This is a genomic window from Gilliamella sp. B2911, from assembly GCF_026536965.1.
In the GTDB taxonomy this organism is placed as follows: domain Bacteria; phylum Pseudomonadota; class Gammaproteobacteria; order Enterobacterales; family Orbaceae; genus Gilliamella; species Gilliamella apicola_E.
In genome coordinates, this window is record NZ_JAFNNA010000004.1 from 141,615 (window position 1) to 160,138 (window position 18,524).

The 18,524-nt window shown below is 36.0% G+C and carries 12 protein-coding genes; 3 read left to right on the plus strand and 9 right to left on the minus strand.

Annotated elements, in window-relative coordinates; all coding sequences use genetic code 11:
* Positions 1-473: 473 nt before the first annotated feature.
* Positions 474-1,856, plus strand: a complete 1,383-nt coding sequence (locus tag J3U27_RS05475) for an APC family permease (RefSeq protein ID WP_065563489.1) — start codon at positions 474-476, stop codon at positions 1,854-1,856.
* A gap of 120 nt (positions 1,857-1,976) precedes the next feature.
* Here the strand turns inward: J3U27_RS05475 and J3U27_RS05480 are convergent, their stop codons facing one another.
* From J3U27_RS05480 to J3U27_RS05515, 8 genes are all read right to left on the minus strand, one after another.
* Positions 1,977-2,240: an HPr family phosphocarrier protein gene (locus tag J3U27_RS05480; protein WP_065734887.1), complete on the minus strand. Its 264-nt coding sequence runs from the start codon at positions 2,238-2,240 to the stop codon at positions 1,977-1,979.
* Positions 2,241-2,387: 147 nt separating this feature from the next.
* Complete coding sequence (locus J3U27_RS05485) at positions 2,388-3,323, minus strand: phosphatidate cytidylyltransferase (protein WP_267377027.1); 936 nt, start codon at positions 3,321-3,323, stop codon at positions 2,388-2,390.
* A 38-nt stretch (positions 3,324-3,361) separates the two neighbouring features.
* Positions 3,362-3,820, minus strand: a complete 459-nt coding sequence (locus J3U27_RS05490) for a hypothetical protein (protein ID WP_267338567.1) — start codon at positions 3,818-3,820, stop codon at positions 3,362-3,364.
* Positions 3,814-5,118 (minus strand): phosphatase PAP2/dual specificity phosphatase family protein, encoded by a 1,305-nt coding sequence (locus tag J3U27_RS05495; protein WP_267377029.1) that lies wholly within the window; start codon positions 5,116-5,118, stop codon positions 3,814-3,816. The genes J3U27_RS05490 and J3U27_RS05495 overlap by 7 nt, the downstream gene beginning before the upstream one ends.
* A gap of 2 nt (positions 5,119-5,120) precedes the next feature.
* On the minus strand, positions 5,121-6,872 hold the full coding sequence (locus tag J3U27_RS05500) for a bifunctional alpha/beta hydrolase/class I SAM-dependent methyltransferase (RefSeq protein WP_267377030.1): 1,752 nt from the start codon (positions 6,870-6,872) through the stop codon (positions 5,121-5,123).
* Between the two features lie 3 nt (positions 6,873-6,875).
* Complete coding sequence (locus J3U27_RS05505; protein WP_267377031.1) at positions 6,876-7,493, minus strand: CDP-alcohol phosphatidyltransferase family protein; 618 nt, start codon at positions 7,491-7,493, stop codon at positions 6,876-6,878.
* A 20-nt stretch (positions 7,494-7,513) separates the two neighbouring features.
* Positions 7,514-11,788, minus strand: coding sequence for an acyl-CoA dehydratase activase-related protein (locus tag J3U27_RS05510; protein ID WP_267377032.1), 4,275 nt, complete (start codon positions 11,786-11,788; stop codon positions 7,514-7,516).
* 161 nt (positions 11,789-11,949) lie between these two features.
* The gene (locus tag J3U27_RS05515) at positions 11,950-12,666 is read right to left on the minus strand and encodes an epoxyqueuosine reductase QueH (protein ID WP_065734181.1); all 717 of its coding nucleotides are present in this window, start codon (positions 12,664-12,666) and stop codon (positions 11,950-11,952) included.
* Between the two features lie 650 nt (positions 12,667-13,316).
* Here J3U27_RS05515 and J3U27_RS05520 point away from each other — a divergent pair.
* Positions 13,317-14,705, plus strand: a complete 1,389-nt coding sequence (locus tag J3U27_RS05520) for an EmmdR/YeeO family multidrug/toxin efflux MATE transporter (protein ID WP_305082835.1) — start codon at positions 13,317-13,319, stop codon at positions 14,703-14,705.
* Positions 14,706-14,929: 224 nt separating this feature from the next.
* Entirely contained in the window at positions 14,930-15,601 is a 672-nt protein-coding gene (locus J3U27_RS05525) for an OmpW/AlkL family protein (RefSeq protein WP_267330290.1), read from the plus strand.
* A gap of 43 nt (positions 15,602-15,644) precedes the next feature.
* Here the strand turns inward: J3U27_RS05525 and J3U27_RS05530 are convergent, their stop codons facing one another.
* Positions 15,645-18,503: a valine--tRNA ligase gene (locus J3U27_RS05530; protein ID WP_267330289.1), complete on the minus strand. Its 2,859-nt coding sequence runs from the start codon at positions 18,501-18,503 to the stop codon at positions 15,645-15,647.
* Positions 18,504-18,524 lie beyond the last annotated feature (21 nt).

Consider the following 18,524-nt stretch of genomic DNA (forward strand, 5'->3'; position numbering starts at 1 on the left):
CGTATGTGGAGTTGAAAAAATTGTTAACACGCCAATTATTGGATCACATAAAAATTTCACTATTATTAGAAAAGTATTTAACCATAATATTCCTATAAATATATTTTCTCATTACTTTAAATCAAATCCTTAATATTTCCCTTTCTTCAGAAATTAAAAATGCGATTTATTTTTATAGGCAAATAACCTTGGTTTAATCTATTTTTATTCTTATTCATAATAGAGAGCTTAACCTAAATATAAATCACTTTCTTTGAGTCTAAAAAATCTATTTTTATTAAGAATTGTTCAGAAATAATTCATATTAAATGGTTAAATCCAGAATTTACTAAATTAAATGTCAATATAATAAAAATTAGCTTGCATAATTATGATAATGTGGCAGAATTCCCTGCCGCTTCAAGCGGGTAAAAGGCAAAACTATACTTAGTAGTTTTTTATTGTTTTTTGGGACAGAGGAGCAAAAATAAATCATGTCCGCAATAAAAATGAAACGAGTTTTAACCACACCTGCATTAATTGCATTTGGTTTAGCTTATATGGTTCCTTTAGGGATCTTTACCACTTATGGGGAAGTTACCGTTGTCAGTAATGGACACTTACCTATAGCCTACATCATCACCCTTGCCATGATCTTTTTCACAGCATTGAGTTACTGCCGAATGGCAAATAAACTCCCTATTGCTGGTTCGGCGTATACCTATGTACAACGAACTTTTGGTGGAAAAGTTGGTTTCTTAGTTGGTTGGGCACAAATTCTTGATTACCTATTTTTACCAATATTAAATTATTTGGTTTTAGGAATATATCTACATGAGCACTTTGAGAATATTCCAGCCTATGTATTTGTATTAGTATCGATTATGGGTGTCAGTATATTAAATTATCTTGGAATAAAGTTAATCAATTGGGCCAATATCACTTTAAATTTATTTCAAGCGTTATTTATCGTATTGTTTATTATTATAACGTTAATAAATGTTGATTTAACACCCGAAGCAATGCTCAAACCAATATCAGTTACACCAGATGACTTTAGTGGTTTATTTTCCGGAGCCGCCATATTATGCCTTGCATTTTTAGGTTTTGATGCAATAGCGACACTGGCTGAAGAATCAAATGAAGCGAAAAAAACCTTACCAAGAGCTATTATTGGCACCGTACTTATTGCTGGTTGTATATTCCTAGTTGTTTCCTATTGTGCGCATTTAGCGTATCCGCAATGGACTGATTTTGTTGATAATAGAGATACAGCGAGTTTGGATGTAATGCACAGAGTTGACAGTATAAGTCATTTAACCAATATTCTTGGCAATTTTGGTAATGATTTTATATATAATTTCTTCCAAACAGCATATTTAACTGGTGTATTTGCCTCAACAATGACAGCACAAACTAGTGTATCTCGAATTTTTTATGCTATGGGACGTGAAGGTGTATTACCTAAACGAATCTTCTATAGAATTCATCCACGTTTTAGAACACCTTACTTATCAATAATTTTTGTTTCTATTTTTTCATTATTCTCTTTGGTTCTTGATTTAACCTTAGTGATATCGATGATAAGTTTTGGTGCATTAGTCGCTTTTACCTTTGTCAACCTATGCGTTATCAAAAGCTACTTAGGCGGTGAAACCAAGAAAACAGTGTTGATGCTATTAAAATATGGACTAATGCCTGCAATTGGTTTACTACTTTCGTTGTGGCTATGGACTAGCCTTGAATCGACAGCAATGATGGTTGGATTGATATGGTTGGCTTTTGGATTCTGTTATCTACTTTATTTAACTAGATTTTTTACAACAACATTACCATCAATTGATCATTCGGAATTGGATTCAATTATCAAAGATTAGATAATTCTATTAGGTCTACTTAAAAGTATTTAGTTCATGCCCTTTAAAAATAATCCCGTCGACCAAGGTCGACGGGATTTTCATTTTTAAGTAATAAAACTTGATTAAAATCGCTTAAAATTATTCACCAAAACCTGTAGCAAATAATTCACGGATTTCATCCATAGCTGCTTTTTCATCTTCACCATCACAGATGATTTCAACAGTTGAACCACCTTTAACGCCAGCACCAAGTAAACCCATCATACTTTTTAATTTAATAGCTTTATCGTTATAAACAAGTTCAATTGATGATTTATAACGACCAGCTAATTTAACAAGTGTCGTTACTGGGCGGGCATGTAAACCAGTTGAATTTTTTACTACCATTTGCTCTTTTAGCATATTATATGTCCTTACTTATATCTAACGTTAATACGATACCTGTATTTATATCATAAATTCATTTTTTTTGCTCTTTTTTAGCGTTAATTTTTGAAATTTATTCATAACATTCTGATTATTAATAGCTGTTTATTAATAATACTAAAATTACTCTACCCAGAAATATCTCACCACATGGAAAAAAATTGGAGCAGCAAAACAGATTGAATCGAAGCGATCAAGTATTCCTCCATGACCACCTATAAGCCTTCCCCAGTCTTTTACACCCCGATCACGTTTGATGGCAGACATCACTAATCCCCCAAAAAAACCCAAAAGTGTAATCATTAGCGAAATTAAGCCCGATTGCAGAAAAGTAAAAGGCGTGATCCAAAACATACATGCCCCAATAAAACTGGCTGATAAAATACCGCCAACAAACCCTTCTATCGTTTTCGCTGGTGAGACATTTGGGCTAATTTTATGTTTTCCAAATAATTTTCCAAAAACGTATTGCAATACATCTGATAGCTGAACGACGAGTACTAGATAAGCGATTAACAACAGGTTACGACCTTGATAATTTTCGATGTCTAACACTAATAATGCTGGCACACATGAAATACAATAAACCGTAATCATCAATCCCCATTGTACATCCGCTATTCTTTCTAAAAAAATTCGGGTCGATCCTGTAATTGTAGCAAATATTGCCAGGAACAAAAACGCATAAACTGGAATAAAGATACTGAATAGACCATACCAAGCATAAGCGACCAAAATATATTGCACAGGTAAAGCGATACCAAATGCAAAAATTAATGCAAAATAGTCGTAGCGATTAATCGGTGTTAAAATAAGAAATTCACGTAAAGCTAAGCCCGAAACAATAAAAAACAAAAATATCACTGCCAATTGACCTAACCAAAAAGCTCCACCAATAATGGCTACCATCACCCACCATGCATTAATTCGAGCATTTAAATTATCAATACTGGGGGATTTGAAGCGGTATTTTAGAAGCTGACCAATTATCGATGCCACTAACAAAAACAAACCGATGCCCAAAAACAATAAAAATGTATCATATTGATAATGGGACATCTTAATTCTCCTTGTGTGTAATGTTACAAAAAAATCCGTTAATTATTGATAATACCATTAATGACAGCAAAAACGATTAAACAATTTTGTAATAAAAATAAAATTATTTGGAATCTTAACAGCGATAAAACTCCCTTTTGGCGATCATCCACTGTCCTTAATGTTGGAGCATTAATGAGTTTTAAATTGATTAACGCCTTATCCATCGCCAACAACTCATTTTGCAAATGGTCTGAATGATTGGCTAAATATTCAAATAACTTTTTATCAAAAGCGACTCTTATAGCGTAATATTTACTTACTAAACCAAGGAGAAAAATAATCAAACAAAAAATGGTTAAAGCCCCTTCCCCAAAACTTATCAAAGCAACAAAAGCACCCAATACGGATAAAAGCATAGAATAAATATCAATCTGTCTGCTAATTGATAAATAATGACAAAATATCTCCAAATCGGTTTTGCTAATACTATTTTGCAATGGGTCCGAACTTAACATCTCCCTATCCCTTCTTTAATCGTTGAAAACCAATTGGATAAAATCAATTGTTGTTGGTTAGATATAACAATCGAATTCCGACAGGCTTTTACTTTATTTATTGCTTCTTGTAGATTATTGGCTCTTTTCGTCCATAATAACCACGCAATCACAGCGGTTGCACTTCTAGAATAACCTAAAGCACAACAAACTAATAATTTACCTTGTTGATGATAAAGTTCAATAGTTTTCGCGGCTTGTTGACACTCTTCCTGCGAAAGTGGGGTCATATCTAAAACGGGAATAAGAGTATATGCACCTTTAAAATGCCCAATTGGTAACTCGGCGCACAAATCTACTACCGAATTATAATGATTTTGCTTTAAGCTTTGACTGGATGGAATGCGGCCTAAATAAACTTCATCAACGATCAAATCATCAGTTTGATGTCTGATTGTCCATATCCTTGAATTTAGCCACATAATGATAAAATATGGGAAAAAAAGCAAAATAACGGGAAGCTTAAAATGGCCATTTTGTTGTTTTTGAAAGCCTGATGAGAACAAATAATTAGCAGCAACCAATAACAAAGCACCAGTCAACCATAATAGAGCCCATACAGAATAATAGACAACAACGGCCAGTGATAACAAGCTCAAACCAAAATAAATCAATGCCCAGCAATAGCTTGACGGTCGATGTTTTATCTGTTTTTCTCTCTTATCCGGCCATAACCAAATACAAAAACACCCAACCCATAATCCAGTTGGAATATCAAAAAAATGATGCTGCCAAGTGGTTAGAACTGAAAGTCCTATTAACAAGCACCAAATATGTAAAAGATAACGACTCAATCCACGAAAATAGTTAGCGTAAAACTGCCATAAAATTACTAATAACGTAATATGTAATGAAGGAGCTTGATTAAATGGCTTATCAAATCCCATCAAAATATCAAACATCAATCCAAAAAATCCGTCCAAAGCCGGACGATCAAAATAGAATTTCAGTGGAAAAAGCAAAAAACAAATAATACAAATGACTTGCGCCGTTAACAGCCGTAAACCAAGAGTCTTAAGAGATTGCCATGAAGATGTTAGTAAAATGGCAAAACCATACATGAGATCGATAGACCAATAAGGAACAATCGTCCATGGCCAAAGTGGAATATTACGCTCCCAACTAAAAAACAGACTCGGTACCCCCTCACGTTGAGACGTAAACCAGTTAGCAAAATTGTAACTAGTAAAAAAGAACACCGATAAACCGACTAACCATATACACTTATAAAAGTTAAGTCGGTTAAATACTTTTAGCATAATTAACTCGAATTTCGTTGTGCAAGCGAAACGGTAAAAATACCCCACTGATCTACCAACATGGTAACTTTAGTAAATCCAGCTTCCTCAACTAACTGATCCATCTCAAGCTGAGTCCGTCGTCGCATAATCCATGCTTTCCCTTCTCGATGAGAGGTTAAAGCTCTAGCAATAAATTCAAGTTGAGGATGCCAAGGTTGATTGGTATAAATTAAATATCCCCCTGCTGGAATCACATCGGACAACCCTAACAAAGATTCACGTAATAACTGATTATCATCAAACAATTCATATAAACCTGAAACCACCGCTAAATTAGGTTTTGGAGATAGTTGTGACAGTTCATTACGACTAAATGCATCACCTTTTTCAAAACGAACAATATCACTTAAACCTTGTTGTTCTATGAGTATACGCCCATCACGAATATTGATATCACTATAATCACGTAATAAAACCGAATTTGGTTTATGGGCAATTTGATTAATCGTTTCAAGAATGTAGCGACCATGTCCTGCAGCTATATCAACAATGTTGACTTCATCAGATTGTAGCTTTTCAATAGTTTGCTTTAACAATTGCTCTAAATGGTTTTTACGTTGTCGAATACCCCGCCAGCCAATAGATTGCAAATAGAGATAATCAAAAAATTGACCGAGTTTAGAGGAACCAGAAGGTTCATTTCGATAAACATAATCTAGTGTACTACCCGAATCAAATCCTGTTTCTAAGCCTAGCTTGATACCATCCGACATTTTACCAGCATGTTTTAAGGTCGCTCGAACACACTTCCAATACCATGACTTAATCCATCCAGAAGGCGGTAATGCTAATTTATCGGTTTCCATGCGAGTATAACCAACTCGATCAGCATTTGTTAATACCGGAACATTGGGTTGATTTGCAAAACAGCCTTGTATAAACCGCCTCGCCCTATCGATAGCCATGTAACGATCTTTCTCGCCAAACGTATCGTGATAAAATTTTGGTAAGATATGGAACTCTTTTTGGTTTGTTCCTAGATTATCATAAAAGATTTTCTGTGGTTTACGACGCACCACAAAATCAGAGCCAGAAACGAGTAATTGAGTGGGAACAGTAATGGCGTTGGCATCTTTAACAATTCGATCTGATACCGCATAAAGATCAAGCAATAATCTAGCTGAAATAGGTCGAGTAATTAATGAATCTTTATTAAAAGATTCAGCCCGACTAGTATCATGCGTTAATAAATTCGGTTTGACATAACTATTTACGAAAAAATTTCCTTTTAGATTATACAGTAACTTAAGTCCTGGCACAGCTAATGGTACATATAACTTAACGCTAAATGCTGGTGATCCTAAAACCAAGGCACGAATATTTGGCACATAATCATGCACCCAAGCGCTTGCAATTACCGCCCCCACACTTTGAGCGATAATGGCAATATCTTGCATAGTCAAAGAGTATTCCTCAATGATATGCTTAATAAAACAATCAGCATCTTTAATTAGCGTGGCAAAATTGGGAGCATCACCACGCTCACCTTCTGATTGACCGTTTCCTCTCGCATCCCAAGCAAAAATATGAAAGTCAGGTAAATCAAGTTCATCAGCCAAATGGGCTACTCGTCCAGAGTGTTCATGACCTCGATGAAAAAGTACAATTGCTTTTGAAGTCATTTGATCATTAGTCTCGACAGCTGGCCAATAACGATAGAATAATTGACAACCATCATGACTAATAAATGTTTTTTGCTGCTGTTCACGCATAAGCTAATCCTTGATACTTGTTGATTCTTGCAATCCCTTCCTAACTCTATTAACTACCGTAATTAATAACAAAAAGATAATTAGCCACAATACAGTATTAAGCCAATCAAGTGGTAACAAATAGGTAGAAATGCCTAAACTTATTAGGCTAAAAACAAAAGCCCGATCACTTTTACCCATGGGGCCATCATAACGTCGTGTGCTACCAATCATCACACCGAGTACTCCAGCAAACTCAGTTAAAAAAGATAACAAAACGACTAAAATAACTAAACTGTTATTGACCTGATTCAATTGAGTAAAGATTAATAGTAATACAGAATCAGAAACCACATCACAAATCTCGTTTAAATACGAACCAAGATTTGATTTTTGGTTATATTCTCTTGCTAGCATACCATCAATCGCATTGAGTGCCATCCTAATAAACATCCATAATGGTATTAACAAAAATAACCATAGATGATCTGCAAAATAACCAACAAACATAGCAACTAATATCGACCCAACACAAGCACCTAATGTCACCTGATTGGCAGTTATTTGTGAATCATAGAGCAACTTCACATAAGGACGAAGCAATGCTTGAAAGCGCGATTTTAATTGATAAATAGAAAACATTTTCGTCCCTTAATACATAATTAAACAATACGTTGTAATTGAGTATACTTTAATGAACTCACCATAAAATGCAAACGGTTAAGCACATTAACTTCACCTGCGCCATCATCAAAATCCAAATAAAGCAAATTAAGTTTTGGATTAAGGTCACGCATACGTTTCTCTACCCCTTTTGAAACAACATGATTAGCAATACAGCCAAACGGTTGTAGACTAATCACATTATTAATACCGTGTTGAGCAAAAGTCATAATACCAGCTGGAATTAACCAACCTTCACCATATTGATTAGCTAAACTAAGAATTTCTTCCGCTTTTGTCGCCATATCACGAATATTGTGGAATGGTTGATAATATTTAAAGCCCGACAAAATCTGATTAGTTTGATCAATGTACTTCTGCGCTACTTTTTCAAAAAAGTGAACAAAATAAGCAACAAAACTCTTGTTAATAATATAATTATCAACATTACTATCATAGTTAACAAAAGACTGAGCAAAAAACTCGATCATTGGCGGAATAACCGGTTCTATTCCCTGTTCGACTAGCCAATCTATACTATTTTGATTTCCGAAACCGTTATATTTAACGTAAATCTCCCCAACAATTCCAATTTGAGGGCAATCTTTATTTAAGGTTTCGATTTGATTGAAATGATCGACAGCTTCTTTTAACAGCAAAAAGATCGCCTTTTTGCCTTTATGTTGATTGATAATTTGTTGTAACTTTCTAATATAAAGTTCTTTCAACTGATTAGCTTGCTGTTTATATTTTGCTCTAGGCGCAATCGAATAAAACATCTTTGAAATCGAATCGGCAAACAGCATAGCAAAAAAAGTTGTTGGTAATGTTTTCAGCCAGTTAAGTTTAAAGCCTGGTTGTTCGATTTCATTAATATTACCTGTACTTAGCGACACAATCGGAATATCTTCATAACCATTACTAATCATTGCTTTCTTAATTAAAGAGAGATAACTACTCGCCCTGCACTGGCCTCCTGTTTGGGTAATACCGATAGCCACTTCATCACGCTGATATTTACCTGAATTTAGCGCTTTAATAATATCTCCAACAATAATCGTTGCTGGATAACAAATCTCATTATTACAATATTTAAGTCCCCACTCGACCGAACTTTTGTCTGGTTTTGGAAGGATTTCAAGCTTATAGCCAGACAAAGCAAAAATTGGAGGTAACAATGGAGAATAAAAATCTGAAATAAATGGCGCCAATATAGTACGGCGCTGTTTGTCTTGCTTAGCAAAAATAGTCGTATTTTTACGCTTAACTATTTTTAATGGTTGTTGATGATTCATGCGGATTGATTCAATAATCGAACGCAAACGCAAACGTACTGAGCCAGTTGCAGTGATCTCATCGACACGAATAATCGTACATGTTTTACCTTTGGATTCTAAAATCGCCTTACACTCATCGGTAACAATTGCATCAGGACCGCACCCAAAAGAGTTAAGTTGCACAAACTGAATATTTTTGGGTTGCTCAGCAACAAAACTTGCTGCTGCATACAATCGATTTGGATAACTCCATTGTGAACAGATTTGTAACTCTGGCGATAATCGACTGATTTCACCCAACACGGAATCCTCGGTTATGACATCACAACCTAACGCATTTAAAATCTCAGGTGTTTTATGATTAATTAAACTATCGCTATGGTAAGGTCTACCCGCTAAAATAAACACATAACGACCAGTCTCTTTAGCATTATTCAACACCTCAACAGCTTTTTTATTCAGTGATTGTTTATATTCAGCTTGAGCAACTAGTGCATCTGCAAAAGCCTGACTCGCCACATTTTTAGGAATACCGAGCGACATTAAATAATTGATACATCCTTTTTTCAGTAACTTCTGATCACTAAAATTAATTACTGGATAATCCAACGGCACATTATATTTCGTCTTTGGATTGATCGCGCTATTTATCACCTCAGCATAACTACTCACAATCGGACAGTTATAACTATTAATTGCATTATCAAAATGGTCAGACTCAAATACCACCATCGGCATAAAAATGCGATCAACCTTCTGCTCGATCAACTCCAAAATATGGCCATGAACAAGTTTGGCAGGAAAACAGATGCTATCTGACATCACGGTACCTGCCCCTTTCTCATAAAGATCATATGTCGAATAGGGTGAAAGCGTCACATTTATTCCACTTCTAGTTAACAACGTATGCCAGAATGGAAAATTTTCATATTGCCCTAAAACACGAGGGATTCCAATATGGAGTTTAGCGTCAACATTATGCGTATTAGCTCTATCGAATAACAATGCATTCTTATAATCAAACATATTAAATGCATTTTTATTTTGATGCTGATTATTGCTTAAAAAACGCTCACACTTATTACCGGAATAATAACGTTGACCATTAGCAAAGCGATAAATCATAATATCGCAATTATTCTCACACCCCTTACAGCGTGAAGGTTTAGCTTTATTATCTTCAGCTTTCTGTAGATTATCTAAGCCAATAAACTGCGAAGGTGTTTGATTATTTATATAATGATTTTTCGCAACTAGCGCTGCACCATAAGCCCCCATCAATTCAGGAATATTGGACGTAGCGATTTGAGCACCAGTTAACTGCTCTAAAGCACGAAACACAGCAGGATTCTTAAAAGTACCACCTTGAACCACAATATGATCGCCCAGCTTACGCATATCATGAAGCTTAAGCACTTTATGAATCGCATTTTTAATCACCGAAAAAGCAAGTCCAGCTGAAATATCGCCAACAGTCGCATTTTCACGTAGTGCTTGTTTCACTTTAGAGTTCATAAATACCGTACAACGCGTTCCTAAATCACAAGGATTATTGGATTTACACGCTGCATCAGCAAAATCAATAGTATTGGAATTAAGGGATTTAGCAAAAGTCTCAATAAATGAACCACAACCTGACGAACAAGCTTCGTTAAGCTCAATATGATTCACCACGCCATTAGCTATAAAAATAGCTTTCATATCTTGACCGCCAATATCCATGATGAAACTCACCTTAGGGTCGATATGTTTAGCCGCGGCAAAATGAGCCATTGTCTCAACCAAACCATCATCGATGGCAAAAGCTGCTTTCAATAACTCCTCACCATAACCAGTAACACCAGTACGAACAATTACAATCTCTTTACCAGATGCCTCAATCTCATCCTTAAGTACCGTTAACCCTTTAATTAATGCCTTGATTGAATGACCATTATTGGGTGCATAATAGGTAAAAAGTAGCTCATCATTCTCACTAATTAGCGTAATCTTAGTAGTTGTTGAACCACTATCGATACCTAAATAAGCGTTTTGCTTTTGATAAGAGGTTAAAGCTAGGCGAGGAATTTCGATATATTTGCGTTTTTGTTGCCAATCATTAAATGATAGCGACTGGTTAAATAACGGTTTTAAGCGAAAAGATTGATTGACTTGAATCTTATTTGACGCACTTAGTCTATCAATGAAATCATTGATAGTAAGTTCACTACGTTCAATAGCATGGATTGCCGCTCCCCAAGCCGACAATAATGTAGGATGCTCTGTAGTAACAATTTGTTCCTCATTTAACTTTAACGTTTCTAATGCGGCTTTGCCTAAAGTTGGAATAAATGAAAACGGCCCGCCAATCAGCATCACTTTTGGCACAATGTCATAACCACGCGCTAGCGTATTCACTAACTGAATACAAACTGCATGTAGAACAGAGTAAGCAATATTTTCTTTGGAAACATTACGGCTAATTAAATTTTGCACATCGGTTTTCGCAAACACACCGCAACGAGAAGCGATTGGGTAGACTTTATCGTGTTTGGTTGCAAGCAGGTCAAATTCCTGCACAGGGGTATTAAGTAAAGTTGCCATCTGATCGATAAAGGCACCGGTTCCTCCAGCACAGCTCCCATTCATACGAATATCGGGCGGACGATCAGGAAAAAAGAAGATCATCTTACTATCTTCCCCACCGATATCAATTAGAGTTCGCACCTCAGGATATTTTCGTTGTACCACTTCCGATGCTGCTACAACTTCCTGAATAAAAGCGATACCGGCCTTCTCAGAAATCCCCATCCCAGCAGAGCCTGTCACCTTAACCGACACAATAGCATCATCACCAATCTGCTGTTTAATTTCATCTAAAAGGGCTAAAGCGGTATTAACAATATGGGTGTTATGACGAACATAATTGGTATAAATAAAATTATCCTGTTCATCGAGTACAACACACTTAGCTGTTGTAGAACCAACATCCAATCCAAGCCTATATATTTTTGGCATAAACAAACTCACATTTTGCAAAATTAGACTTAACCAATAATAGGATTACAAATAATAATTATTCTTCTTTTATAAAATTATTATAGCGAAATCTTTCAGATTTTTAATCAATTTGTTAGGGAAATGACATTTTGGATGTTTTGAAGAGGATCAATATCGAGTTATACTTTCTCTAGCCCTTGCTTAGCGATAGCAATTACATTCTTCAGATCGACACCTTGTGCTTTTGCAGCAAAAATACAACCGCAATAACATTGACGATAAACATCGTACTCCTTACAAAGTTCGATAGAACGCTTATAACCATTATTCTTTTTGAAATCGGAAGGTAAATAATTAACTGAAAAAATTTCCTGAATTTCGAAACCAAGTTGGTTGATTTTTTGACTATTCTTTTTAGGACTCAGCGTTAACGCACTAGCAAAATAATCAAAGCCCAACTCTTGCGCCTTAATCGCCGCCAAATCTAACCGCATCTTATAACAAAGATGACACCGCTCACCACCTTCTGGCGCATCACGCAAATGCTCTACCTGTTTAATAAACTCAGCCGGTTGATAAGGTGCTTCTAAAAACTGCACCTGGTTGCCAGTCTTTTGATTAAAGTCAGCAATAAACTTCTGTTGAACGACACTGCGATACTCATATTCCACGCGGGGATGAATATTTGAATTGGCAAAATAGATCGTGATATCAGCATACTGTGCTAAATATTCCAGCACATAAGTACTACATGGTGCACAGCAACTATGGATTAACAACTTAGGTCGAGCCGATGCCAACTGCCAATCAGCAATCACTTCTTTTAAAATTGAATCATAATTCACTTTATTATGAGGATTTAATTTTTCGAGAATATCTTTGGCGTTGATTAACATTCGTACTCTTTAACGTTTGCTTAAGTAAATAATGGAAAATAAGGCAGCTATAATATAGCGAACTGAAAAAGCGTTCAAGTTTAAGGCGAAAAGATCGCTTTTTGGAGAAAATTAAAGCTTCAAAAACCCCGCTCCTCAACTTTTTTTTGTGATTATCTCTTCTTATTTCAACATTACTTTTTAAACACTTAAAAAAGATTTATGACCTTTACTTAATTATGTGTTGAAATTTTACTATAGCCAAATCATATTTTAATGGATTAAGTTTGATCTTCACGCACTGAAATCATATAAAGATAAGCTATCTTTTTACATAATCACTATAAATGTGTAGTGAAAATTTCATCCTTTTATAATTTGGTGATTAAGATTTAGTTACTTAGAAAAAAGCATCTTCTTCAAGCACCACTTATAACAAGTTCTCTAGAAAAACGGCAATAAGCAGCACTAAAATTACCTCATCATTTAATTTTTAATCTTAAATATCATAGATTAAAGAGACAATGCACTGACAATGTTGAGTATTATATCAATTAAAATTGATAGCCATTTTTTTAAAACATAATTTCATTTTTATCACATAAAGGCGTTATAATAGCCACAAATTATCGAATAAAACTTTAGGCCTTAAATTGGATGTTCTAAGTCGATTGAAGAATCTTCAACTTTATAAAAAACGACGTTCAAACAATGTGCTATTCTGGCGCGAAATATATCCTTTAGCAATGCCAATTCTGATTGAGAATTTGTCTGTCATTTTAATGGGTATATTCAGTACTTTTTTAGTAAGTTGGATTGGTAAGGCCGAGATGGCTGCCGTCGGTTTGGCCGAAAGCTTTAATATGATTGTGATGTCCTTTTTTATGGCGGTTGCACTCGGAACATCCGTCGTAGTCGCGTTTAGTTTAGGACGACATAATCGTAAAAAAGCGGTAGTAGCAGCAAGACAATCTATTACGCTATTAGTAATAATCTCAATTTTACTATTTCTGTTCGTTGAGTTTTCAGGATATTGGATTGTTGAGATTATTGCCGGTAAGGCTGATCCTGAAGTTAAGGAATTAACACTAACCTTTCTAAGATTAACCGTTTTAGGTTACCCCGCCCTTGCCTTTATTTTAGTTGGTTGTGGCGCTTTGCGTGGCGCTGGCAATACTAAAATTCCAATGTATTTAAATATCCTTATGAACATTCTGAATCTATCGATTAGTTATGTACTAATTTATGGTGCTTTCGGTTGGCAAGGACTTGGGTTTATCGGTGCAGGTATTGGTTTAACTACATCTCGTTATTGTGGGATGTTTTTTATTTTGTTGGTGTTGACCATCAAACCAAGCCGGGCATTATTTATCCCACTTCGCAGTTATTTTCATTCATTTAATGGCAAGATACTGATTGATATTTTAGGGATTGGTATTCCGGCTAGTGTTGAGTCGGTGATGTTTAATATTGGAAAATTACTCACGCAGACCTTTGTTGCTGGCATGGGCACATCGACTATTGCGGCAAACTTTATCGCATTTTCAATTGCTGGGTTGCTTAATTTGCCAGGTGGAACACTTGGCGCAACCTCAACCATAATTGTTGGTAAACGCATTGGTATGGGGCAAATCTATCAACCAACACGGCAACTTAAGTATATCTTTCATTTAACCAGTTTATTACTCTGCTTTTTAGCGTTTTTATCCATTCCGTTCGCTGGATTATTAAGTTCGCTCTATACCGATGATCAGGAAGTTATCGAAATTTCCAAACATTTACTTTGGTTTAATGCCTTATTTACCCCATTCTGGGCGTCATCCTTTGTTTTGCCATATGGTTTTAAAGGGGCGAAAGATGCTAGCTATACCATGTGGGTCGCTATCGGTAGTATGTGGATGTGCCGTATTGTAGTAGGCTATATTTTTGGTGTTTATTTCGGCTTTGGTGTGATTGGTGTTTGGTTTGGTATGTTCTTAGATTGGATTATACGAAGCATCTTCTTTTATCATCGACTTATCAGTGGCAAGTGGCTTTGGCGTCATCAAAAGCGAATTTAAATCAAATTGACCTATTGAATCTGAATCAATTGAACAAAAAGCACTATTAATTAATTCATCTAAAAAATCTACCATATCATTACTCATGTTATGGTGCTAAGATATTCATCAATACCTTTAGGTAATTGTTAATCCTTTTAAGCTTTATATTAAAGAACGGTCTGTTGATGAAGCATATATCACGCTCAGTTAGCAGTTTATATAAATATAATAAGGAGATAAAAATGAGAGTATCGTCAATTGCTATGCTAGTTACTTTCGGATTAGCAAGCTCAGCCGCTCTAGCGCATAGTGCCGACCAAATAATCATCCGTGGTGGTCCTGTCTATGTTCATCCTCAAGATAAAAGTGATCATGTTAAAGTAGGTGGTGCAAAGAGTGATCTTAAGGCTAAAGCCGATAATGACACGCAACTAGGCCTGAATTTTCAATATATGATTACTGATAATTTTGCTATTGAATTATTAGGTGCCACACCTTTTAGTCATCAAGTGAAACTTGGCGGTGGTAATTCTACTGGTTTATCCGGTGCTCATTTAGGAAAAATTAAACATTTACCACCAACATTGAGCGCCCTGTGGTATCCGCTTGATAGTAGCTATGAGTTCCAACCTTATGTTGGCCTTGGTGTTAACTATACTTTCTTTTTTGATGAAAAACTTAGTGGTGAAGCTAAGAAAGCAGGCTTTCATGGCTTAGACTTAGATAATTCCTGGGGCTGGGCTGCACAAGTGGGTGCTGATTATTCTTTAGATGAGAATTGGCTAATTAACGCGCAAGTCCGTTATATCGATATTGAAACTAAAGCTAAAACTCATTTAGGTAATACTAAAGTCACGGCAAAATACGAACTCGATCCTTGGGTTGTGATGCTCGGTGTCGGTTACAAGTTTTAATCATAAAAAAACCTCTCATATGAGAGGTTTTTTATTGATGTTCTTAAAGACTTTTTATTGCTTCATACTGCTCTTGTAATTTAGCTTTGTCAGCAACATAGCCTTGTTGTTTTTCTTTCTCTTTAGCCACTACAGCTGCTGGTGCTTTATCAACAAAGCTGGCATTGGAAAGCTTGTTATCAATACGTGCAATTTCGCCTTCAATGCGAGCTATTTCTTTTTGAAGTCGAGCTAGCTCATCATCTTTATTGATCAAACCAGCCATTGGAATAAGTAGCTCTGCACCATCAACCAATTTGGTTACCGATAATGGCCCTGCTTCACCTTCATCTAACAAGACAATTTCTGATAATCTTGCTAAAGACTCTATAAAGGTGACATTGTCACTAATAATACGATGCACCGTCGGTGATGCTTTTCTGATCAATAATTGTAACGGTTTGCTTGGCGCAATATTCATTTCAGCACGAATATTACGAACCGCGATAACGGCATCTTTAATCCAATTGATATCAGCAACTGCTTCATTATCAACTAATTTGCTATCAAAGGCTGGCATTGGTTGTAACATAATAGTATCTGCTTTGATGGCCATTAATGGTTTTACACTTTGCCAAATAGCTTCAGTTATAAATGGAATGATTGGATGAGCCAAACGCAAGAGTGCTTCAAGGACTGTTACTAACGTATGACGAGCTGCTCGTTGTTGATTTTGCTCGCCATTAGCTAATACTGATTTGGTTAACTCCAAATACCAGTCACAGAACTGATTCCAAGTAAATTCATATAAGATATTAGCCGCTAAATCGAAACGATAAGTATCAAATGCTTCGCGGTATGTTTTCACCGTTTGATTAAACTCCGCTAAGATCCATTTATCCGCTAATGAATACTCTAAATCACCACCTTTAAATCCACAATCGTGATCTTGAGTGTTCATTAATACATAACGGCTAGCATTCCATAGTTTATTACAGAAATTACGATAACCTTCTAAACGTTTTAGATCCCAATTAATATCACGACCAGTGGACGCCAGTGCCGCTAAAGTAAAACGTAATGCATCAGTACCGTGGGCTTCAATGCCATTAGGAAACTGTTTTTCAGTACGTTTGGCAATTTTTTCAGCAAGCTGTGGTTGCATCATGTTACCAGTACGTTTTTCTAATAAATCGGCAAGTGATATCCCATCAATCATATCTAAAGGATCGATAACATTCCCTTTAGATTTTGACATTTTTTGCCCTTCTTCATCACGAATCAAGCCAGTTACATAAACTGTTTTGAAAGGTACTTGAGGTTTGCCATGTTCATCTTTGATGAAATGCATCGTCATCATAATCATTCTTGCGACCCAGAAGAAGATGATATCAAAACCAGTTACAAGAACATTCGTTGGATGGAAAGTCGCTAAATCATCGGTCTTTTCTGGCCAACCTAAGGTTGAGAATGTCCACAGCGCTGATGAGAACCAAGTATCAAGTACATCATCATCTTGTGATAACTCGATATCAGCAGATAGACCGTTTTCACGGCGAACTTCAGCTTCGTCACGACCAACATAGACATTACCTTGATTATCATACCAAGCCGGAATTCGGTGTCCCCACCATAATTGGCGCGAAATACACCAATCTTGGATGTCATTCATCCATGAAAAATACATGTTTTCGTACTGTTTAGGTACAAATTGAATATCGCCATTTTTTACGGCAGCTATTGCTGGTTCAGCTAAGACTTTAGCGCGAACATACCACTGATCGGTTAACATTGGTTCAATGACCACGCCACCACGATCACCATAAGGAATGGTGAGATCATGTGGTTCAATTTTTTCTAAAATACCTTGAGCTTCACACTCTGCAACAACTAATTTACGTGCAGCAAAACGTTCTAAATTTTGGAATTGTGTCGGAATCTCAGTTGAGTAAGCGGTGCTTGACTCACCATTAGTATCAAATACTTCTGCTTGCGTACGAATCTCACCATCAAAGGTAAAGATATTAATCATCGGTAATTGATGACGACGCCCTACTTCATAGTCATTAAAGTCATGAGCAGGTGTGATTTTTACACAACCGGTACCTTTTGTCATATCCGCATGTTCATCGCCAACAATAGGAATACGACGATTGACAAAAGGTAATATAACAAATTTACCAATGAGATCTTTATAACGAGGATCTTCAGGATTAACCGCCACACCAGTATCACCAAATAGTGTTTCAGGACGAGTCGTTGCGACAACAAGATAATCTTTACCATCTGCCGTTTTCGCACCATCCGCTAATGGGTAACGCAAATGCCACATTGATCCTTTAACTTCACGATTTTCAACTTCAAGATCTGAAATTGCTGTGCGTAATTTTGGGTCCCAATTCACTAAGCGTTTACCGCGATAAATCAAATCTTCTTGATAAAGTCTTACAAAAACCTCTTTAACAGCATTAGAAAGGCCTTCATCCATCGTAAAACGTTCACGATCCCAATCAACAGAATCACCTAAACGTCTCATCTGCTTAGTAATACTTCCACCTGATTCAGCTTTCCATTGCCAAATTTTTTCAATAAAGGCATCTCGACCATAATCATGGCGAGTTTTATTTTCTTCAGCGGCAATTTTACGTTCTACCACCATTTGGGTAGCAATACCTGCATGGTCAGTACCTGATTGCCAAAGCGTGTTATTACCTTGCATACGGTGATAGCGAATTAATGCATCCATAATAGTTTGTTGAAATGCATGTCCCATATGCAAACTACCCGTTACGTTTGGTGGTGGAATAGCAATGCAATAACTAGGCTGAGATTTGTCACCATTAGGCTTAAAGTAACCACTTTCTTCCCAATGTTGATAGATAGGTTGTTCGATTTCTTGTGGATTATAAGTCGTATTTTTCATAATAAAGGCATCAATCCTAAT